Origin of the sequence: Enterovibrio calviensis DSM 14347, from assembly GCF_000621165.1 — a bacterium.
GTDB classification, from domain to species: domain Bacteria; phylum Pseudomonadota; class Gammaproteobacteria; order Enterobacterales; family Vibrionaceae; genus Enterovibrio; species Enterovibrio calviensis.
The window spans coordinates 229,017-249,249 of the sequence record NZ_JHZA01000009.1; the positions used below are offsets into that span (position 1 = coordinate 229,017).

General features: G+C 49.7%; 20 protein-coding genes. All 20 read right to left on the bottom strand.

The genetic code is table 11. The annotated features are described in order from the left end of the window. Positions 1 to 6 precede the first annotated feature (6 nt). The 20 genes from rng to Q365_RS0109670 all read right to left on the bottom strand — a co-directional run bounded on the left by rng (position 7) and on the right by Q365_RS0109670 (position 20,181). Complete coding sequence (gene rng / locus Q365_RS0109575) at positions 7 to 1,476, bottom strand: ribonuclease G (protein WP_028023141.1); 1,470 nt, start codon at positions 1,474 to 1,476, stop codon at positions 7 to 9. Further along, complete coding sequence (locus tag Q365_RS0109580; RefSeq protein ID WP_028023142.1) at positions 1,473 to 2,060, bottom strand: Maf family protein; 588 nt, start codon at positions 2,058 to 2,060, stop codon at positions 1,473 to 1,475. The genes rng and Q365_RS0109580 overlap by 4 nt, the downstream gene beginning before the upstream one ends. Before the next feature lie 12 nt (positions 2,061 to 2,072). Next, positions 2,073 to 2,561, bottom strand: a complete 489-nt coding sequence (gene mreD / locus Q365_RS0109585) for a rod shape-determining protein MreD (protein WP_028023143.1) — start codon at positions 2,559 to 2,561, stop codon at positions 2,073 to 2,075. Continuing rightward, a complete protein-coding gene (gene mreC / locus Q365_RS0109590) occupies positions 2,554 to 3,537 on the bottom strand; it encodes a rod shape-determining protein MreC (protein WP_035024736.1) in 984 nt (327 codons plus the stop codon). The genes mreD and mreC overlap by 8 nt, the downstream gene beginning before the upstream one ends. Before the next feature lie 42 nt (positions 3,538 to 3,579). Next, positions 3,580 to 4,623 (bottom strand): rod shape-determining protein MreB, encoded by a 1,044-nt coding sequence (gene mreB / locus Q365_RS0109595; protein WP_028023145.1) that lies wholly within the window; start codon positions 4,621 to 4,623, stop codon positions 3,580 to 3,582. A gap of 116 nt (positions 4,624 to 4,739) precedes the next feature. After that, a complete protein-coding gene (locus Q365_RS0109600) occupies positions 4,740 to 7,817 on the bottom strand; it encodes a DUF6701 domain-containing protein (RefSeq protein ID WP_028023146.1) in 3,078 nt (1,025 codons plus the stop codon). Continuing rightward, positions 7,814 to 8,254: a hypothetical protein gene (locus Q365_RS0109605; protein WP_028023147.1), complete on the bottom strand. Its 441-nt coding sequence runs from the start codon at positions 8,252 to 8,254 to the stop codon at positions 7,814 to 7,816. Before Q365_RS0109605 ends, Q365_RS0109600 begins: the two co-directional genes overlap by 4 nt. Further along, positions 8,244 to 8,999 (bottom strand): PulJ/GspJ family protein, encoded by a 756-nt coding sequence (locus Q365_RS0109610; protein ID WP_028023148.1) that lies wholly within the window; start codon positions 8,997 to 8,999, stop codon positions 8,244 to 8,246. The genes Q365_RS0109605 and Q365_RS0109610 overlap by 11 nt, the downstream gene beginning before the upstream one ends. Further along, positions 8,999 to 9,616 carry a type IV pilus modification PilV family protein gene (locus tag Q365_RS0109615; RefSeq protein WP_028023149.1) on the bottom strand — a complete coding sequence of 206 codons (618 nt, stop codon included), beginning with the start codon at positions 9,614 to 9,616 and terminating at the stop codon, positions 8,999 to 9,001. The genes Q365_RS0109610 and Q365_RS0109615 overlap by 1 nt, the downstream gene beginning before the upstream one ends. Continuing rightward, on the bottom strand, positions 9,603 to 10,064 hold the full coding sequence (locus Q365_RS0109620) for a type II secretion system protein (protein ID WP_028023150.1): 462 nt from the start codon (positions 10,062 to 10,064) through the stop codon (positions 9,603 to 9,605). The genes Q365_RS0109615 and Q365_RS0109620 overlap by 14 nt, the downstream gene beginning before the upstream one ends. Before the next feature lie 10 nt (positions 10,065 to 10,074). Further along, entirely contained in the window at positions 10,075 to 10,521 is a 447-nt protein-coding gene (locus tag Q365_RS0109625; RefSeq protein WP_028023151.1) for a type II secretion system protein, read from the bottom strand. Between the two features lies 1 nt (position 10,522). Continuing rightward, positions 10,523 to 11,125: a hypothetical protein gene (locus Q365_RS0109630; RefSeq protein ID WP_028023152.1), complete on the bottom strand. Its 603-nt coding sequence runs from the start codon at positions 11,123 to 11,125 to the stop codon at positions 10,523 to 10,525. Next, positions 11,126 to 12,343: a type II secretion system F family protein gene (locus Q365_RS0109635; protein WP_028023153.1), complete on the bottom strand. Its 1,218-nt coding sequence runs from the start codon at positions 12,341 to 12,343 to the stop codon at positions 11,126 to 11,128. Further along, positions 12,343 to 14,058: a GspE/PulE family protein gene (locus tag Q365_RS0109640; protein WP_028023154.1), complete on the bottom strand. Its 1,716-nt coding sequence runs from the start codon at positions 14,056 to 14,058 to the stop codon at positions 12,343 to 12,345. Before Q365_RS0109640 ends, Q365_RS0109635 begins: the two co-directional genes overlap by 1 nt. Beyond that, on the bottom strand, positions 14,048 to 15,292 hold the full coding sequence (locus Q365_RS0109645) for a tetratricopeptide repeat protein (RefSeq protein WP_028023155.1): 1,245 nt from the start codon (positions 15,290 to 15,292) through the stop codon (positions 14,048 to 14,050). The genes Q365_RS0109640 and Q365_RS0109645 overlap by 11 nt, the downstream gene beginning before the upstream one ends. Before the next feature lie 8 nt (positions 15,293 to 15,300). Further along, the gene (locus tag Q365_RS0109650; protein WP_028023156.1) at positions 15,301 to 16,134 is read right to left on the bottom strand and encodes an ExeA family protein; all 834 of its coding nucleotides are present in this window, start codon (positions 16,132 to 16,134) and stop codon (positions 15,301 to 15,303) included. 16 nt (positions 16,135 to 16,150) lie between these two features. Then, positions 16,151 to 17,761, bottom strand: a complete 1,611-nt coding sequence (mshL, locus tag Q365_RS0109655; RefSeq protein ID WP_035024739.1) for a pilus (MSHA type) biogenesis protein MshL — start codon at positions 17,759 to 17,761, stop codon at positions 16,151 to 16,153. A gap of 5 nt (positions 17,762 to 17,766) precedes the next feature. Next, positions 17,767 to 18,093: a hypothetical protein gene (locus Q365_RS0109660; protein ID WP_028023158.1), complete on the bottom strand. Its 327-nt coding sequence runs from the start codon at positions 18,091 to 18,093 to the stop codon at positions 17,767 to 17,769. Continuing rightward, the gene (gspM, locus tag Q365_RS0109665; RefSeq protein ID WP_028023159.1) at positions 18,077 to 18,733 is read right to left on the bottom strand and encodes a type II secretion system protein GspM; all 657 of its coding nucleotides are present in this window, start codon (positions 18,731 to 18,733) and stop codon (positions 18,077 to 18,079) included. Before gspM ends, Q365_RS0109660 begins: the two co-directional genes overlap by 17 nt. After that, on the bottom strand, positions 18,730 to 20,181 hold the full coding sequence (locus Q365_RS0109670; protein ID WP_028023160.1) for a type IV pilus biogenesis protein PilM: 1,452 nt from the start codon (positions 20,179 to 20,181) through the stop codon (positions 18,730 to 18,732). The genes gspM and Q365_RS0109670 overlap by 4 nt, the downstream gene beginning before the upstream one ends. Between the last annotated feature and the right edge of the window lie 52 nt (positions 20,182 to 20,233).

Here is a 20,233-nt window from a genome sequence, read left to right on the forward strand (position 1 = left end):
GCCTGATTACATCATCACTACATCAAATTGTTCTTGGGTGTATAGCGGCTCAATATGCACTTTAACTTGCTTACCGATAAACACTTCCAGTTCTGCCACAGCGTGAGACTCTTCGCCTTCCAACGCTTCACCCACGGCAGGCGACGCATAAACGACGAACTTATCTGCATCATAAGCACGGTTAACGCGAGTGATTTCACGCAGCACTTCGTAGCAGACTGTTTCTACGGTTTTCACTGAGCCACGACCCACACAAGTTGGGCACTGCCCACAAAGCACATGTTCAATACTCTCTCGCGTGCGCTTGCGCGTCATCTCAACCAAACCCAACTGGGTAAAGCCATTGATGTTGGTTTTCACGCGATCTTTCTGCAGCGCTTGCTCAAGCGATTGCACGACACGCTGGCGATGCTCATCAGAGATCATATCGATGAAGTCGATAATGATAATGCCACCAAGATTACGTAAACGTAGTTGGCGAGCGATCGCCTTTGTCGCTTCCGTATTGGTGTTGAAAATCGTCTCTTCAAGGTTACGACGACCGACAAACGCACCCGTATTGATATCAATAGTGGTCATCGCTTCCGTCTGGTCGATAATGATGTAGCCACCCGACTTCAGTTCTACTTTACGATCCAAAGAACGTTGAATTTCGTTCTCGGTGTCGTACATATCGAAGATCGGCTGCTCACCCGTGTACAGTTCCAGCTTCGGACTCAGTTCAGGCACAAACTCTTCGGTAAACTCACGAAGCGCTTCCATACCGGTGCGAGAATCAACACGAATGATGTCTAACTCAGTGCCCACGAAGTCACGCAAAATGCGCTGCGCTAAGCCCAACTCACCATAAAGCATCGACTTAGACGGACGCTTTGAGCGGCGCTCAATCACTTTGTTCCACAAGCGCTTGAGGAAAGCCGCGTCTTGCATCATTTCTTCATCCGACGCACCTTCGGCAGCCGTTCGGATAATAAAACCGCCCAAGTCATCGCAATAACGCGAGACGATTTTTTTCAAACGATCACGCTCTTGCTCGCTTTCAATGCGCTGAGAGACGCCCACATGAGAAGCCCCAGGCATGAAAACAAGGTAACGTGATGGCAGCGTGATATCCGTGGTAAGACGGGCTCCTTTCGTGCCAAGCGGATCTTTTACCACCTGAACAACGATGTCTTGGCCCTGTCGAACCAATTCAGAAATATCACGCACCTGAAATTGCTGCTTTTCGTTCTCAGACACACATTCAGTGTGCGGAACAATGTCAGAGGCATGAAGAAAGGCTGCTTTATCAAGGCCGATATCAACAAACGCCGCTTGCATGCCCGGTAAGACACGGCTGACCTTGCCTTTGTAGATATTACCGACAATACCGCGCTTCGCTTCGCGCTCAATATGTACTTCTTGTAGGTTGCCACCTTCAATCATGGCAACACGTGTTTCGGTTGGCGTAACGTTAATTAATAACTCTGCGTTCATAGGTCTTCACCACATAATTTTTTGAATTCGTTCAACAGAGCTTCAGTTTCGTAAAGAGGTAACCCCACCACCGCGTGGTAGCTACCATCAATACGTGTTACGAAACGGCCACCCAGCCCCTGAATCGCATAACTACCCGCTTTGTCGCAAGGTTCACCACTTTGCCAATAAGCATCAATGTCTTTATCAAGCAGTGGTTTAAACCATACATGAGTTGTGACAAGCGTAGTCAATGAATGGTTCCTGTCTGCCAGTGTTACTGCCGTCATCACCTGATGCTGGCGTCCCGACAACATATTCAACATACGTCGAGAGTCATCCAGATCACAGGGTTTCTCTAGCACCTCACCATCACAAACCACAATGGTGTCTGAACCCAATACAGGCAGAGGTTCAGGGGCGACGTCAACGCCGGCCATCGCCTTATCAAGAGACAAACGGCGGACATAGTCCGCCGCTTCTTCATGAGGTTGTCGTTGTTCTTCTACGTCAACGCGCAAAACAGAAAAGCGAACAGAGAGCTGTTCAAGCAACGCCTTTCTGCGGGGTGAGGCAGACGCAAGGTAAAGCTGAATATCTGCCATTGCTTCTCCAGATTATTTGATCGAAAACTGACGGCGAACCCGTCTTAGCAGCAAAAAGAGCCAAGGCCACAACAAGAAATTAAGCACGCCAGCCCATAGCTGCGCGGGGTCAAACTGAACATTGGATACCAGATATTCAGCCCAAAACTCTAAGACTTTGCCTGCCAAGGTCAACAGAGACAAAATCACCGCTTGCTGCCACAAAGACATGTTGCGAAGCATTTGGAAGTTCAGTGCCACAATATAAACCAGCACCGACATCATTAAGCCACGTACACCTAGTGTAGAGCCTAGCATGAGGTCCCAAAGCAAGCCGACGAACAACGCCGTACCTACGTTGACACGGTGCGGCAGTGCCAACACCCAGTAAAATGCCACCAGCAACACCCACGATGGGCGGAAAGGCGCTAGCTCTCCCGGCCAAGGCGCAGCTTGTAAAATAAGGGCAACAATAAACGATAGCCAGATCAACGCGTGGCCGCGAAAGGTAGAATTAGCCATTGGTTATCTCTTTTTGTGCGTCAGGCTTCGGTTTCTCGTCAGCAGCTGGTACTTGCGCTTCAACGTCAGGCGACTGTGTTTCAACCTCTTGCGCCAGCGGATCCATTTCGCTCTCTAGCATCGCCTCAGCTTTCTGCTGTTCTTGTTGCTTTTCCACGTCACTCGGCCACACCAATAACAGGTAGCGAAGTCGGTCAAATTGCACTTCAGGTTTCGAATCAACTTGTGCAAATGGACGACGGTTATCAAATGAAAACGACGTGACTCTCGCAACGGGATAGCCTTCAGGGAACACACCACCCAGACCTGATGTCACCAGCATATCGCCAGGTTCAATATCAGCGCTGCTCGGAATGTTTTCTAATTGGATGTTGTCCGTTTGTCCGCGACCTGCGGCAATGACACGCACATCGTTTCGAACCACCTGCACTGGAATCGCATGGGTAGGATCGGTGATCAGTAGCACGCGGCTATTGTGCGCGCCTACATAGGAAACTTGTCCGACAATCCCGCGTTCATTGATCACGGGTTGTCCTTCATAGACACCGTTTGTTCGCCCTTTGTCGATCATGACCTGATGCTTATACGGATCAGAGTCAACCGCCATCACCTCGGCCACCATTTTGCGTTCGTCTCGCACGAATGGAGAACCAAGAAGCTCGCGCAATCGCTGGTTTTCTTGTTCCATTTGATCAAACAGCAACTGGCTGCTGCGAAGCATCAACACTTCTTCTTTTAACTTACTATTGTCGATCAAAAGTTGCTGATGAGACGAGAATTGGCGGAACAAACTATCAAGGAGATCTCGTGGCACATTGGACGCATATTGCAGCGGCGCCACCACAGAGTTGAGCAGATAGCGAAAGTTGGTGAATGCACCAAGACGACTATCAGCCAGCATAAGGCTGGCTGATATTAAAAGAGCGAAAAACAGGCGTAGTTGTAAAGATGGCCCACGGCCAAACATTGGTTTCATTCAGTCACAACCTGTTTTTTTACTGGAATTGATGGAAGACGATTAATCTTCGCTGAACAGATCGCCACCATGCATGTCGATCATTTCCAGCGCTTTACCACCACCACGAGCAACACACGTCAGCGGGTCTTCAGCCACAACCACAGGAATACCGGTTTCTTCTGTTAGCAGGCGATCAAGGTCGCGAAGCAATGCACCACCACCCGTCAATACCATGCCGCGCTCAGAAATGTCCGACGCTAGCTCTGGTGGACACTGTTCTAGTGCAACCATTACTGCAGACACGATACCGGTTAGCGGCTCTTGCAGCGCTTCCAGAATTTCGTTTGAATTCAGCGTAAAGCTACGTGGTACACCTTCAGCAAGGTTACGACCGCGAACTTCAATTTCTAGCACTTCATCACCCGGGTAAGCCGAGCCAATTTCATGCTTGATACGTTCTGCTGTTGCTTCACCAATCAAGCTACCGTAGTTACGACGCACGTAGTTGATCACAGACTCGTCAAAACGGTCTCCGCCGATTCGAACAGACGATGAGTAAACAACACCGTTCAGTGAGATAACAGCAACTTCTGTTGTACCACCACCGATATCGACCACCATTGAACCGGTCGCTTCAGATACAGGCAAACCTGCACCGATAGCAGCAGCCATAGGCTCATCAATCAAATACACTTCACGCGCACCAGCACCCAGCGCTGATTCACGAATCGCACGGCGTTCTACTTGGGTAGAACCGCAAGGCACAGCAACCAGCACGCGAGGACTTGGACGCATGAAACTGTTGTCATGCACCGTTTTGATGAAATGCTGAAGCATTTTCTCGGTCACATAGAAGTCGGCGATGACGCCATCTTTCATTGGACGGATAGCCGCGATGTTACCTGGCGTACGGCCCAGCATCTGTTTTGCTTCATGACCGACTGCCGCAACGCTTTTTGGAGAGCCTGCACGATCTTGACGGATAGCGACAACGGAAGGTTCATCAAGAACAATTCCTTGCCCTTTTACATAGATAAGGGTGTTAGCGGTTCCCAGATCGATAGACAGATCGTTGGAGAACATACCACGAAGTTTCTTAAACATAATCTTCGGTTAATCCTGCAAGCGTTAAAATTTTTCAAATTCCGCTAAATGTACCAACGCAGACGGGGCGCGGCAAGGTGATGATCTACAAACCTGAATGAGATCAGTCTTTTTTTTCATTCCCCTGTCAAAGTGATGTTTTTTTCACCTTTATAGATAACTCGATCACTTCCTCGGTAAAAACCAAAAACACCGATAGCCGAAGGATCATCATCAAAGTCTCGGCCTTGCCAATTGTGTTGCAACCACGTTTGCGGCACGACACCGCTCACAGCTTTATCAAGTTGTTGCCAGTAACGAAACTGTTCGCGGTTTAATCCAGCGCTCTGGTTGGGGGCGATAACGTGGAAATCAGCACGTCCCTGTTTGACGGACTTGGTCGAAATAACATCTTTTGCATCATCACGCAGTACAACTTGCGCTTGTAAAGCAGGGTTACCCGCTTTGTCACTGAACAACACGTCCTTTTGACCTATCGCGGTAGAAACGATAGAAGCGTTATCACGTGTATTGATTTCAAAGTGTGTGCCGTTAAAGACTTCGACTGCAACAGGTAGGATTTGTTCACTGAACGGCGTCTTTGTATCGGTAAAGCCTTCCATACGCATACGCCCAAACATGAATTCGCCTTGTGCGAATTCAGCGCCTGCAATGGAGCCTATTGCACCGTAAGCAGGCCTTATTACTCGAACTTCACATCCTTCGACATTCTGATCAGCACAAAAACGGAACTGCGTGTTATCAACATCAGCTTCTATCACACCCACTGCGAAGTGAAGCGGGGAAAAAGGAGACTCGGGTTCACTGCCTTTCTTAATTTTCATTTTTCCAGTAAGAACAAACTGACTCACACCATTATTGTCAGCCTGCCAGCCCGAACTCAATGACCTCACCCAGCGCTCTGAAAGGTTATCACCCCAAATTGGATCGGTAGATACAGGATTAACTACCCAATCTTCAAACTGCGCTTTTTGCCTCGCGCCAAGCAGATGGTAATTCTTAACTGGCTTATTATCTGCCGTCATCGCATTAACAGTGTATTGACCATCGAAAGGCTGGTTGAGGTAAGTAAATCCGCCACCGCCGCTGTTTTTGCTGGCAGTGATGGCAGGAGTTAGACTGCCGGATACAGAGAAATGTGATGGGTAGAAACGGCCAACTGGTCGCTCGCTTCGGTTAACCTGCATGCCCAAATACTCATTCACCACGCGCGACACCAGCTTGAAGCTGCCCACATCACTGATTTTCAACTCGGGGAATACATATCGTCCGCTTCTATCTTCTGTGTGTAATTGCTCAGTAAACCCCGATAACACGGCAGCAGACCCCTCGCCCAGTGGATTAAAGGCAGCTTGATCACTGAATGTAACCGAAGCCTCCGGCGCATCTGATAACATGAAGCTAGGGGTTGAAGGGTAGACGACAGGATTGCACTGATCTTGCTCCCACGGAACCACATAGCTAGGCGCAACACCGCCCTTTTTCCAAATAATGGGGCGCAACGTTGCCAAAAATGGCTCCCCAGCTTTACTAAACTGTCCTTTGGCTGCGTCTGCTTCTGGCGAGGCGATGAGGTCACAAATCGCGAGGGTATAGGGTCTGAAAGAGAGCAAAGCTTCCCCACTCAACCCAACAACTCGCTCATTCGCGGACTCGCTCTGCTCAATACCACTTTTAATTTTACTTTGAGGGTTTGTAAGCTCACGAATAGGCAGGGCAATAACACCTGCATCATCATAAGACACACTGACCGCATTGCTAGCAACACCTTTGTCAAAGGTGATTTTTAGCGTTTGTTCGCCTTTCACCCTGTTGCTTTCAATTACCCCCACTTCGGGCCTGATAGGGTTAGCCGCCCCTGATGACGAGGGCTGCAAGTAACGCACATCACCAATGTGTAAGGTTTTTTCACCAGTGTAATCGAGTATCGTGGAGTCATCACAATCGCCATAGAAGGCTTCGATGGAAAGCGTTTCCGGTTTGCCCGCGACTAGCTTAGAGGGCTTGAAACGGAAACCGCCAGCCGTAAAGGTGTAGTTACTCGAGTCTTCGGAATCCAGTTTGCCTGTCTTTTCAGACGTAAACGAGGCAGTTACGTTAACCGTACCAATCGCTTTGTTTAGCAGCCAGAGCTTTCTCTGTCCGTTGTTCAGATTGACGGTCTTAACTGGGTCACTATTGCACATTCCATCTGCAGTCGTCGCCCAACAGGCTGTATCTAAGAAGTTGGTTGCGGATGCGGTCAGCTTTCCTGAAATGTCTCTCTGAGTTTCACCATCATCATTGGTTATCTTGAAAGTGACAGGGATACGGGAGCATGTATTTGTAGAGGCGAGTAGCGGGTCAATTTTAAGATTATGGCTATCGAGAAAACCGCCAAATTTAATGATGGACCTGTTGGCAAGAACCAAAGACTTTGCTGTCACTGCCCCATAAATTGTAGTGCCCCAAGTTCTACCTTCCGTTGTACCTGATAACTTTACAGAACCGACTGAATAGACGTAGCCATAAAAAAGGGTGTCCGAACCGATAGTTGCGCTGTAATTGCCTCCACCAGACTCTTGCTGGTGAACCCAAATAATTACATCCTTAGAATGACCATCAACATTAAAATGACCAAAATTGGATAGTTTTAATCTGTTAACATGTATTTCTATTGGACCTTTAACAGTAATTGTCACATCTTCGTTGAATATCAATTCACCGAAATAGTAAGTTCCTTCTTCAAAAGTAACAGTACTACCTTGCCCAATCCTCACCAGAGGATAGTTTGGCGCATTAGCACTAAAATGATGATGCCCGATCACGTCGTTAAGAGGATAAGTTTTCTCATCTAAGATTCCGCCTTCAAGTTTACTTTTCAGAACCTGTAAACCTTTATCTGGCGCCTTCGCTCCTGAATTTACACACTTATTCTTAGGGGCACTACCGTAGTCATTGCAAGTTACACCATCAGAGAAGAAAGCCTCATCAAAACCAACTTCTACGGGGTTCTTTTCTGGTTGGTAAATAGTTGAACGATACTCAAGAATCAAACAGTTATTAACACCACTTGGATGATCCCACCTACAATTGAAAGGCTTTCCAGGAATATTGGGTGCCTGAGCGGGTCCCGGAAAATAAACGCTATTGGAAGAAGCCCAAAGCATTGAGCTGAAAATAAGAGAAACAAAAGCCAGCAAAACTCTTTTCATTGGGAAATCCCCCTTGCCCAACTCTCTTGCACTCGCACAACCTGATGCGCACCGCTTCCACATTGCCCCATACTCTCAACGTGGTATTGAACAAACTCTCCTGCATCTATCGCTTCGCAAGTCACTGAAACCGAACAGCCGCGAAGACCTGCGGCACTAAAACTCGTCACAACAGGTGTTTCGCTGCATGTTGCTACTGGTAGATTGTTAGCATCTTTGGCAAGCGGAAATAGCCTCACCATCGCCATTTCAGTACCGCTGTTAGCCGCAAGCCAGGCACGGGCACCCAAAACTTCACGGGTAGTGGTATCGCTTTGCGACCACGTAATTTGCATGAGTGCAGCACCGAGTGCGGCCAATGCGGTAATCGCAAATACGGCAACAATCAGCATGCTGCCTTGCTGGCGGCGTAAAGAAGGCGGAGGATTAAGGCGCATTGAGAACCTGCACTTGTTGGTTATAGACCGAGGTTTCACCGGATTGGGTAAAGCGATAATAAATGTTGATCAGGTTGCCGCTTGAGAGTGATTCGTCAGAAAGATTGAAACGACTACCCGCCGCGATATTTTGTGCCAACGTGACATTTTTCGGTGTCGCGCCATCGTTCACGCGTCGTCGAAGCTCACCATTATCGAAGCAAAGTGTCACTGAATGATGATAGATATACACCCGCTTAGACGGTGACGCCGGCGGCCATTCAGCAACAGGGGATTTATCTAGCGTTAGCTTGCTCCCGGAGGCGCCAGTAATCGCAAAGCTGTTCGTTGCACCGCTTACAAGATCGGATGGTGTCATTGGTAGAAACACCAAACGATGGTCACCGCCTTTCAGCGTGTCTTGCCAGTTTGTTTGTGTCGTAGATAGCGCAACATCTAAGGTGTTTACGTTTTCTTCTCGCTGATTGTAAACACCTGAGTAGCGAATAGGCGTGTAGGTTAAACACGAACCGCCATTCCATACCGTCATGCTGTTGGGCACTGCATGGCGAAGCTCTCGCCCTAGTCGCTCAACGGCAAATCGCGCTTGCGATTGCAAGGCTTCACGGTCACGGGATTCCACATAACCCGTGGCACTGGTTTCAATAAAGCCAAAAATCCCCACAGAAAAAATTGCCAGAATGGTCAGCGTGACAATCAACTCAACCAGCGTAAATCCGCGTTGTTTGCGAGAGAGCGAAGCCATCAGAAGTTGCTCCGATAAGCGGTGAAGTCATATCGCCCAAAGCTGCCTGTATCCACGTACAAATCAATGCGTTTATACAATTTGCTATTGTTTGTCGAATCATCAAACGTGCTGTCGTCATACTCCACATTGATATCAACACTAAAGCCGGGGTAGTCATCGGCTGAACCGCCGATTAAAGCTGTCAACGCGCCGCGGTGCGCTCGCGTACATGCGCTGCTCTCTCCCCAACACCCGATGTAATCTTCCGCCGCAATAAAACCCGCTCCCGCAGACAATGTCGGTGTGCATAGCGGCACAGGGTTGGGGGAGATAATACCTTGCGCGAGCAGCGCTCCGGCATCTTCATCACAGCGCCAACGGCTACCATTGGGATCGGAATTGCGATCAAACTGTCGCGCTAATACTTGATTCATCACCGCTTGCCCTAGCGCAGCAGCGCGGGCTTCGAAATGCGGGTTGGCGGATTTGGCGAACATAGGAAACAAGGTGGTGCTGATCAGCACCATGGCCACGCCGAATACGACGATGCCGATAACTAATTCCACCAGCGTATAACCACGCTGATGGCGAGAAAAAGGGGTTGAAGCTAGTGTGTTTTTTTCAGCTACAGGCATAGAAATAGCCCTCGCTGTTTAAGCAAATGCTGGCAGCGCTCGTGCCTTGCGAGAAGGTAATTTTGCATGCCGATGAGATGCACAGGCGTTTACCATCATTGTTAACGCGGCGACCGAGCAAATCAAAACGATACGTTTGTGCTGGTGACACGCGAACGGAAGAATCAGATAAGTCCAACACATCACTGCGATTGTCGTTAAAACCGCAGCCAGAAGCGGCACTGCCCCCCATGCGAGAGGCAGTGATGCTCAGAACATGACAGTTAGCAGACGGCGTCTCCTGCTGCATAGCTCTAAGCTGAACTTGCCTTGCAACAGACAAGCCAGTATCCCGCGCCCCGATCACTGAAAAGCCTTCAGCTCCCGACAAGCGCGGTACGGCAAACACACTAATAATACCGAGGATCACTAAGACAGTAATGAGCTCTAATAGAGTGAAGCCTTTCATTTCTTGTTTATTACTGACAAGTAGTAATAGTTGTAGCCGCAGGCGTGACAACATTTCCTACTTTTGAAGCTTGAGTATAAACAACACATTGATCATATGAGGTATTCTTTAGCGTATATTCAAGTGTGTTCGCAGCAGCAGCAGTATTATTTTTCCAGTCATCATTTAGACCAATAACGACTTTGCTCAACTCTGAATGGTCAGCCTTTGGATACCCCTCCAAGATACCTAAACCATCAGCCAGAGCTGTATCACCTGATTCTTTTCCTTCCAATGCTGCTTTTGCATATACAATCCCCGAAGCACTATCAATTGCCCCCTTAAGTCCTTGAAGTGACGCTTTTTTCGCATCATCTTGGAAGTTCATGAACTTAGGCGCAGCCGTCACAGCCAAAATACCCAAAATTACAATCACCACGATCATTTCGATCAGTGTAAAACCACCTTGACGTTTCATTCTATTTCTCCTGATTTTCTCTCAAAACCTCTACGCGGCCAGTCACCGGGTAGTAAGTAAAAACATGGTGATCCAAAAAGTCGGACTCACCATCTCTCCAAAATCCGGTGCGAACCGGTCTTTCAAATCGACAATAGGGAAGCAGGTTATCTGTATCCTGAATCACCACTGCACGAACTGTTGGCTGAGGGCTTTTTAGTGCCTCCGGCCGTGTATCTGTCTCTAACCAATAAGACTGGTCAGTCAATTGGCTAAATAGCGCTCCGCAATCGTCGGCGGTTAAGTCGCTAAGTTGTTTCGCGCCATTTTCCAGTGCAAACGGAAAGCCATTTTGCGTTTGGTTACTTTGCGTCATTCTGAAATTAACATTATCAACAGTAACGATATCGCTTTGTTTATTCTCTGTTTTTAATGCTGATCGCATTTGTATGTTTTGGGCAGAGCCTTCAAACGCATTGGCGAGATAACGAAACTCCACGTCATCGGCAAACTGCATCACGCGCTCGAAAACCGGAATACCCGCAATCACCAAGCAGCCAATAATCAAGGTCAGCAGCGCCCACTGGTTTGCACTGCTATTTCTGAACCTAAAAAGCCAATGCATTTAGCCGCCGCGGATCAGATCGAGCATGTTCCACATCGGCAAGAAAATACCGAGCGCGAGGATCAGTACCATGCCCGCCACGATCAATAGCAAAATAGGCTCCATGCGCGCCGACAGTGTTTTCAGGTTGTAATCCACTTCGCGATCATAGAAATCACTCGCTTCCAGCAACAGGGTATCGATCTGGCCGGTTTCTTCGCCGACTTGGATCATCTGGTGTACCAGCGGCGTAAATAGCTTGCTGTCTGCGGTGACCGAGCTCAGGTTGATACCTGATTCAATCGCCGCCTTCATTTTGTCCACTTCTGCGGCGAGGAAGTGGTTATCTAACGCTTCGCCAGACATTTGCAGCGCCGTGTTAAGCGGCACGCCAGCGCGTAGCATCAAGGCAAAGGTGCGAGAAAAGCGCGACATTAAAGCGCGGTTGACCAAGGGCCCCACCAAAGGGATGCGCAGTTTGAATTGGTCCCACTTCACGCGACCGTTGTCGGTTTGCTTCCACAAATGCCAGCCCATAAACAGGCACGCGGTGGAGAACACAATCAGCCACCAAAAATCGACAAAGAAGCTCGATGTCGCCATCAAGATCTTGGTTGGCAGCGGTAAATCTGAACCAAACTTGGCAAACATACCCGCAAACTGTGGCACGACTTTGACGTTCAAAAACGCCATTGCCGCCACGATCACCATCAATACAAACGTGGGGTAACGCAGCGCCGATTTAATGCGTCGGCGGGTTTCCATTTCTTGCTCGTAGTATTCCGCGAGCTGCAACATGGCCTCATCCAATCGACCCGTGTTCTCACCCACTTGGATCAAGGACACAAACAGCTCACTAAACACATGTCCGTGATCGCGCATCGCAGCAGACATTGGGCGACCATTGGAAAGCTCATTACCGACGCTTTCGAGGGCGTCTTTCAACGCTTTATCTGTGGTGCTTTGTGACAAACCCTTGATTGCACGAAGTAAAGGCACGCCCGCTTTGGTTAGGCTGTACATTTGGCGACAAAACACCACCACAGATTCCAGCTTCACTTTGCGCTGAAACAGGGGCGTTGACGCTTTTTTCACGCTCGCTTTAGTCGGCTCAAGAGAGAGCAATATCATGCCCAAATCGCCAATCGAGGCGATGGCTTCGCTCTCCGTCGCGGCATCCAATACCGCGGTGATGCGTTTGCCTTTGGCATCTCGCGCCGTGTAGCGATAGCGCGCCATTACGCACTCGCCATCGACAATGACGCGGCTTCAGAAAGCTTCATCGCTTCTTCCAGCGAGGTTTGTCCTTGCTGTGCGAACTCTAATGCACTGTGAACCAAAGGCTTGTAGCCAGCCTGTCGCTCCGCCAGCATGGCGAAGGTTTGGGTGTCATTCGCGCGCAGTGCATCCATCAAATCCGGGGTAATTTCCAGAAGCTCAAACACACCGATCCGGCCTTTGTAACCCGTAAAGTTACAGGTCTGGCAGCCTCGGCCTTTGTAGAAACCTTGGTTCACCATGTTGGGTTGAATCGTGGTCAGCCACATGGTTTCCATGTCTTCAGTCGCATGGGGCACTTTGCAATCAGGGCAAATTCGACGGATCAATCGCTGGGCCAATACGGCGCGAACCGCACTCGCAACCAAATAGCCAGGCGCTTCCATGTCCAACAGTCGCAATGAACTGTCGATGGCGTTATTGGTGTGCAAAGTCGAGAGCACCAAGTGACCGGTAAGTGCAGCGCGAAGGCCGATTTCAACGGTTTCAAGATCTCGCATTTCACCAACCAGAATGATATCGGGATCTTGGCGCAAGAAAGTACGCAGCGCTGACGAGAACGTCAGGCCGATCTTGCTGGCGATCTGAACTTGGCTGATACGTGGCAAGCGGTATTCCACCGGATCTTCCGCCGTCAGGATCTTTTTGCCCGGCACGTTCAGTTCATTCAGTGCGCCATAAAGTGTGGTGGTTTTACCGGAGCCAGTCGGCCCCGTGACCAAAATCATGCCGTGCGGACGACGAAGCTGACCGCGAAAACGCTGCAGCATCTGCGCGTCCATGCCCACTTCTTCCAACTGCAATACACCCGCAGATTGGTTCAGCAAACGCATCACCACGGACTCGCCATGTTGCACTGGCAACGTGGACACACGCACATCAATGGCGTTGCCACGCACGTTAAGGTTGAATCGTCCGTCTTGCGGTAAACGCTTCTCGGAGATATCCATGCCGCTCATGAGCTTCAAACGCAGAACCAATGCTGATGCAATGGCGCGCTCTTTTAATAGGGTTTCATGCAACACGCCATCGATACGTTGGCGAATACGCAGCGCATCGGCGTCTGGCTCGATGTGAATATCCGACGCGTTCACTTGCACCGCATCTTCAAACAAAGAGTTAATCAGCTTAACGACGGTGACTTCATCGGACTGCTCGTCTTCTGTCCCGAAGCTTTGTTCTAGCTTCACGCCGTGTTCGGCTTGCAGTCGCTCTGCAAATGATGCGATATCGCTGGTACGACGATAGTAACGATCGAACGCATTGATCAACGATTGCTCTGCGGCAATCAACAGCTCAACTTGATATTGATGCAATAGGTTGAGGACACTCTCTTGCGCCGTCAGATCCGCGGGATCCGACATGGCAACGCGCACAGTGTTACCAATGCGGCCAATCACCAAGGCACGCAATCGGCGAGCATGTACTTCAGGTAACAAACTCACCGCGTTCGGATCGACTTGGGTCAAGCTGAGATCAATCAAAGGCACGCCGAGTTGGCGGGCAAGGAAGTCCAGCATTTTGCTTTCAGACAAGATACCCATTTCAATGAGGGTATCGCCCAGCTTATTGCCGGTTTCCGACTGGCGATTCAGCGCTGCTGTTAGGTTTGCCTCGGTAATAATGTGGTCTTCAACGAGCAAGTCACCCAGACGCTTTCGCAGTTTAACGGCCATTGTCTGCTCCTTGTTGCGGCTGGCTTTGTAGGTAGGCCAAACGTTGACGGGCAAATTGCACCGACTCGTTGCTCAAACCACCCGCGGTGATCGCTTTGCCATAGCCACGCTCTGCATTGGCATAATCTTTTTGACGTTCAGCAGAAATGCCGAGCCCCAGCCACCAGCGACCATCCAACGGTTCACGCTCTGCGAGCCATTGGTAGCTTTGATTGGCTACGTCATGCTTCCCGAGCTTTTGCGCCAAGGATGCACGCAGAGACACATAGCGAACCTGATCGCTATCTAAAACACTCGCAGGAGCCATCAGCACATTGAGTGCGGATTCTTCGCGCTGACTTTGCTGGTACATGCGTGCCAACGTCAGTTTTAGCGATGCTGAAGACGGGTTGGCGCTGATCCCCTTTCGCAATACGGATTCCGCATCACGCAACTGATTACGGCCATATAACAAGCCCGCCAGTTGGTTGGTCGCTGCAACGTGGTTAGCGTCGTATTTCACGGCATCGCGCAGGTAAGAGGTGGCCTTTTTGGTGTCTCCGACCTGTGCGCGCTTTTGGGCTTTGTCGTAGGCAATCGCCGCTAGCTCTTCACCGGATAACTCAATGGTTTCCACGGTGAGTGATGACTCTGGCGTTACCGCCGAAGAAGCGCTTTGTTCTTGCACCGGCACGACGGGTTTGGGTTCAGATACCGCGGCGATTTTCGTTGGCGCATCTTTCATAGGTGCAGCTTTGACTGGCGCAGCTTCGACTGGTGCAGCTTTTACAGGTGCAGTTTGAACTTGCGCAATCAACACAGGCTCACGCTCCAGTAATGCTGGTTCAATGATCTGAGTTGCTACCGTCTCGATACCCATCGCGATGCCAGTTGGAGATGCCACAACCTCAGGGGCTTTCGCTTCCACAAAGCGCATCTCACGGGTCGCCACTTTTTGTGTCGGTGATGGCATTGAAGAGTGCACGTTGGGTGTCGGGATCATTGCCGAGGTGGATTCATCCATCGCCACATTCTGTTTTGTTGGCAATAGCTGCGCCGAGGCCACATCCGTCTTATGATCACCACTCACCCATGCCCATGATATTCCGGTCGCTCCCACCAAGGTGGCAACCAGCGCTAACGCAACACGTGCAAAGCGAAATCCCCACACGGATGGGATCGCGACAGGGGCGACTCGGTTTGGGTTGCTCTCTGGCGATGAAAGGTCGCTCAGCATTCGGTTTAATTCACTCATGTGATGTCCTAGCCCCACAACGCATGCAGCGCAGAATGCTGCTTGGCGAGCGGGGTGTCTTTAATGGCTAAGCGCACAGCATGGCTAGACACTTTGCGTTGTCCTTTCCCGTAGCTCAGTAACAATGCTTTATGGCAAAGCTGATGCACCAAACGGGGAATACCGTGGCTTGCAACCCAAATTCGTCGCTTCGTCCAGACGCTAAACAAACGCGCTGAAGCGCCCTGCTCTTTCAGACGATGATCGATATAGGCAGAAGCTTCTGCAAAGGTCAGCGGCACGAGCTGCGCACTGAAACTAATACGTTGTAGCAATTGGCGCATGTTGTGCTGTGATAAACGCTCATCAAGTTCGGGTTGGCCCAGCATGATCAATTGGATCAGCTTGTGTTGCTCCGTTTCCAAGTTGCCGAGCAATCGAATGGCTTCAAGCACATCATCAGGCAGTGTCTGCGCTTCATCGCACAAGATCACCACTCTCTTTTCTTGATGTGCAGCGTCAATAGCAGCACGTTGGATAGCACTCAATAAGCGGTCTGATGGCAAATCGCTATCAATGCGAAGTTCATCGGCAATCATGCGGTGCAAGCTGGCGACGGTATTTGCAGGGTTGGGTAAAAAGACCAACGTAAATGATGCCGACAGCGCTTTGACCAGCAGGCGACACACCATGGTTTTTCCTGTACCCACTTCGCCCGTCACCTTGACCAAGCCTTCCCCCATTTCCATTGCAGAGACGCAGGTATTAATGGCGTCCACGTGCGAGCGGACACCGAAAAAGCGTCGAGTGTCCGGCGTTAGGCTGAATGGAGAGGCATTGAGGCCAAAGTGTTCCAAATACATGTGCATTCAGTAATGGTTAGTTTTCAGGGAACCAATCATTGAGCAGATCACGTGAGCGCTGAATTTCTTCTTGCCACGTTTGCTCTCCGACCACTGAGGGTTGCAGCAAAATCACCAACTCGGTTTTTTGTTTCATGCGGTTCACGTTACGGAAGAAATGACCCAGCCCAGGGATATCACCAAGCAAAGGGACCTTGGACACCATTTCTTCATAGCTCGATTTCATCAAGCCACCGATCACCACCACATCGCCCGAGCGAGCATGGATAATCGAGTCAGACTCTCGGATTGAGGTCTTCGCCAATGGCAAAACGTAAGGCTGAGAAGCGCTGCCCAGTTGAATGGTTTTCTCTTCTGTCACCACATCAATAACGGCAGGGTGAACGTGCAGCAACACACCATTGTCATCGTCAATTTGTGGCGTGACATCCAGCGAGATACCGGAGAAGAATGGCGTTAGTTCAATGTTTGGGCCTGATTCAGAGTTATCACCGGATGAATCACTTGAAGAAATGTCAGTCACGAAATACTCATCGCCACCCACTTTGATCACGGCTTTTTGATTGTTCGCCGCCGTCACTCGTGGGCTAGACAGCACGTTCACATCCCCTTGCGTATCAAGGAAACTTAGCACTGCATCAAAATGACCATCGGTGATCGTCACGTTGGTTTGACCGCCAATCACATTGGAAATCAAATCACCGGCAAGATCAGAAACAGGGCGGCTTACGCTGATGCCACCGCTGCCTATCGACTGGCTGATGTTGGACCAATTCACGCCTTGCTGATAACCATCACTCAGCGTCACTTCGAGGATTTTCGCTTCTAGAATGACCTGACGCTTCAAACGTTTTTGCGATGCAGCGAGGAAGCGTTTCACTTCACGCAGTTCATTCGGATAAGCCTTCACGGTGATTAAGCTCGCTTGCGGAGAAACCACAATGCTGCGCCCGTCACCTGAGCCGATCATTGCGCCGACCGCACGCTCAAGTTGTACCCAAAAGCTGCTTTCTGAACGCGTTTCGATGATCGTGCCGCCGGTTGGCACAGAAGCTCGCTCCGTGCTTTCGCCGTCGCCACTTGATGAGCTCGAATCGGTAGACATCGCGCCCGTGCTGATCGACGTCAGCGAGACGCCTGAGCGTTGCAGTTGCAAGTAATCAACAGGGAAGGTTTCAGTGCGAAGCGTGGCGGGGAACACTTGAATTAAGCTCCCTTGAATTTCCACGTTATAGCCGTAAATATCGGACACCACATCGAGTGCTTCCGCGACGGTGACGTCTTTTAGCGACACCGTGACTTTACCGCTGACATCTGGGTGCATCACAAGGTTGTAGTTAGTGCCTTGCACTAAGCTGCCGAAAAAGGCTTTTGCATCAACGTGATTGGCATTAATGCGCAAGCGGTTTTCCATGACCTCTCCGCTACCGGACACATCGGAAAAATCGCCCATAAGATCGAGAGACACAGCATCGGGTAAATCAGCCAAAGGCTGCCCGCTGTTTTGCGCGTAAGCTTGGTTTAGCGCTTCTTGTACTTCTGTCGGTTGGTTATGCCCAACACTTTGGCATGCAGACAAAAGCAGACTAGTAATGAAGACTATCAGTGGTTTATTCAAAAAATTCATCTTATTCACTGTACTACCTGCTCATTAAATACTGTCAGTGACCAATGACGCTGTCCGCGTTTTAGCGTCACACTGTTGTCATGAATTGCGCTGACGAAATAGCCGTTAATTGACTGACCTTTGCTGATACTTCGCCCATTAATCACAGCCGAACACGTATTGTTGCTGCCACACAAAATGGCATCCAAACGAGGTAGGCGATAGGTCTTCGTTTTGGTGGTTTTATTGGGTGCTTCATAGCCTAACGGGGCCGTGGGGTCGCTCTGTGCGAAAACCATAAATGGCACGGAGGTGAAGGCAATAATGGCGACCCATTTACTCAACGCTTTCATTCGCGCCTCCAATAAACACGGCGCTTTCACCCAAGGTATAAACCTGCAAAGTCACTTCAGCCCAAGGGTACTCAGTGACACGATAATTGACCTGCTTCCAGTAATACTTCACAGGTAGGGCTTCAAGTGCCGCCAAATATTCCACGATGTCGAAATACCGACCTTTGAGCGTTAATTCGATGGGATGAATGAAATAGCCAGCGTCATCGGTATGTGTCAGCTGTTGCGCTGGCATCGACACCATAGATAGCAATGTCAAACGATCGGATTGCTTCAACACGCTTTCCATCAAACCCGCCATTTTGTCTGCGTTCACTAGACCTTCGACTTTGTCCGCCATGCGCGCATCAAGGTCAGCAAGTTCTTGTGATAAATCTGCTAACTGTTGTTCCAGTTCGGCATTGGGTGACACACTCAACTTTTCTTGTTTAAGTTGATTGAGGGTCGAAAAATCTTTCGTACTTTGCTGTTGTTGCGCGACTTGTGCATTTAGCTGATTCAGGGTTTTCGTCATCGGCTCGATAAATAACAACACGCCAATGGCCAAGATGATCCCCCAACCGGCCAATGCGATAAGCCACTGTTCACGAGGAGAAAGCCCATCGAAGCCTTGCTTTAAGCGTTCGATCAATGCATTCATTTCTGAGCCTCTCCTTTCTCGCGTTTTGCATTCAAACTAAACACAAGACGTTCCTTTTCATCACGCGTTAACGCCATTTGTTCAAACACACGTCCAGATAGCGGTTGTTGCGTTTGAAAGCTTTGTAGCCATGCAGGAACAGAAGAAGGTGTCGCCGCCAATCCTTTAATGTCGAGCGTGTCTCTGCCTATCGCAATGTCAGACACAGAAATATCTCGGCGTGATAGATCAGATAGCGCACGGAAAACAGAGGCATAACCTTGCTGCAAAGCGGCGTCATGAACCGCTACCGCTTCAAGGGCTTTTTGCTTTGATGCAATCGCCGCTTCGGCACGGTTGACGTCGTTCACCATACTTAGCGATGGCACATGGAGTGCCAACTGTTCATTAAGTTGATTCGATGTAGACTCCGCCGTGCTGCGCGATTGCGTCGCAGTTTCTAACGCCTCGTTCGATTGCGACACTTGCCATTGTTGGTAAGCAGCCACTAACACAATCAATAGCCCTGTCAGCCCCCAGACCAATAGCATCTTTTCAAAGGTAAGCAGTGCGCTGCTTGGCGAGAGATCGTCACTGAAAAGGTTGATGTCAGGCGAACAATCTCGTTCAAGAGCCGCCAAGGCAACGTGTTGGTGGTGATCGCCTGATTCAAACAAAGTCTGTGGTCGCACTGACACCGACAGTCGGGAGGAAAGCTGAAAAGCTAACTCAGTATCATCAACGCCGTTTACGCTGACAACCAAACCACCCACTTGGGCATGCTTGAGCTGCGAGCGCAGGTAATCGAGCGAACGTTGAATTTCTAGTGCGAGTTCGTCTATCACCAAAGGAGGTAATTGGTCGCCCTCAAACAGCATGCCTCGTACTTGGCGCTGAAAGCACAATTTACCTTGGTCAAAAACCGCAATTTGTAGAATGCCCTGACTATCACGCGTCAGCACCATTTCTGTTTTGTCGAGTTGCGTCCACTGACGAAGCACCAAGTCTTCGGGTGACACTGCCACCAGCTGACATTGGCGCTTTTCAAGTGCTGCACTGAACTGAAGCAAGGGTTGCTTGTGACAAACAAACGCTTGGAAACGGTTGGCAATCGGAGATGAAAAACCATCTGCGACGATGTCAGAAGGCGAATCAGATAAGAAGTCTTTCAGTTTGAAAGGCAGTGCTGCGCGGATGTCTTCTTGCGACAGCTTTGGATCGTCAATCAGCAGGGTTTGATAAAGGCCATGCCCCAGCACCAAATGAAGATCAGATTTGGTTATCTCATGCCGATTTAACAACTGCAATGCAGCCGTCCAAGGGTCAGTGCCAGAAATTGACTGAGTGTCTACCTGTGCCTTTTTATGGTCATGATAACCAATGACAACCTGACTGGCAGATACGACAAGGCTAACAACATTTCGCTGCCTTGATGAAGAAAAACGCGCAAGGAGAGTAGATACGGCCATTTACGACTAATAGATGCTCAAATACTGTTACAAAAAAGGTCACCAAAACCAA

Excerpts from the sequence above, each read along its gene's own strand:
- mreB (WP_028023145.1), bottom strand. The coding sequence starts at position 4,623 with ATGTTTAAGAAACTTCGTGGTATGTTCTCCAACGATCTGTCTATCGAT.
- Q365_RS0109610 (WP_028023148.1), bottom strand. The coding sequence starts at position 8,999 with ATGGCTTCGCTCTCTCGCAAACAACGCGGATTTACGCTGGTTGAGTTG.
- Q365_RS0109635 (WP_028023153.1), bottom strand. The coding sequence starts at position 12,343 with ATGGCGCGCTATCGCTACACGGCGCGAGATGCCAAAGGCAAACGCATC.
- Q365_RS0109630 (WP_028023152.1), bottom strand. The coding sequence starts at position 11,125 with ATGCATTGGCTTTTTAGGTTCAGAAATAGCAGTGCAAACCAGTGGGCG.
- Q365_RS0109645 (WP_028023155.1), bottom strand. The coding sequence starts at position 15,292 with ATGAGTGAATTAAACCGAATGCTGAGCGACCTTTCATCGCCAGAGAGC.
- Q365_RS0109620 (WP_028023150.1), bottom strand. The coding sequence starts at position 10,064 with ATGAAAGGCTTCACTCTATTAGAGCTCATTACTGTCTTAGTGATCCTC.
- mreD (WP_028023143.1), bottom strand. The coding sequence starts at position 2,561 with ATGGCTAATTCTACCTTTCGCGGCCACGCGTTGATCTGGCTATCGTTT.
- Q365_RS0109640 (WP_028023154.1), bottom strand. The coding sequence starts at position 14,058 with ATGGCCGTTAAACTGCGAAAGCGTCTGGGTGACTTGCTCGTTGAAGAC.
- Q365_RS0109615 (WP_028023149.1), bottom strand. The coding sequence starts at position 9,616 with ATGCCTGTAGCTGAAAAAAACACACTAGCTTCAACCCCTTTTTCTCGC.
- mshL (WP_035024739.1), bottom strand. The coding sequence starts at position 17,761 with ATGAATTTTTTGAATAAACCACTGATAGTCTTCATTACTAGTCTGCTT.
- Q365_RS0109625 (WP_028023151.1), bottom strand. The coding sequence starts at position 10,521 with ATGAAACGTCAAGGTGGTTTTACACTGATCGAAATGATCGTGGTGATT.
- gspM (WP_028023159.1), bottom strand. The coding sequence starts at position 18,733 with ATGAATGCATTGATCGAACGCTTAAAGCAAGGCTTCGATGGGCTTTCT.
- Q365_RS0109580 (WP_028023142.1), bottom strand. The coding sequence starts at position 2,060 with ATGGCAGATATTCAGCTTTACCTTGCGTCTGCCTCACCCCGCAGAAAG.
- Q365_RS0109660 (WP_028023158.1), bottom strand. The coding sequence starts at position 18,093 with ATGAAAGCGTTGAGTAAATGGGTCGCCATTATTGCCTTCACCTCCGTG.
- Q365_RS0109600 (WP_028023146.1), bottom strand. The coding sequence starts at position 7,817 with ATGAAAAGAGTTTTGCTGGCTTTTGTTTCTCTTATTTTCAGCTCAATG.
- Q365_RS0109605 (WP_028023147.1), bottom strand. The coding sequence starts at position 8,254 with ATGCGCCTTAATCCTCCGCCTTCTTTACGCCGCCAGCAAGGCAGCATG.
- rng (WP_028023141.1), bottom strand. The coding sequence starts at position 1,476 with ATGAACGCAGAGTTATTAATTAACGTTACGCCAACCGAAACACGTGTT.
- mreC (WP_035024736.1), bottom strand. The coding sequence starts at position 3,537 with ATGAAACCAATGTTTGGCCGTGGGCCATCTTTACAACTACGCCTGTTT.
- Q365_RS0109650 (WP_028023156.1), bottom strand. The coding sequence starts at position 16,134 with ATGTATTTGGAACACTTTGGCCTCAATGCCTCTCCATTCAGCCTAACG.
- Q365_RS0109670 (WP_028023160.1), bottom strand. The coding sequence starts at position 20,181 with ATGGCCGTATCTACTCTCCTTGCGCGTTTTTCTTCATCAAGGCAGCGA.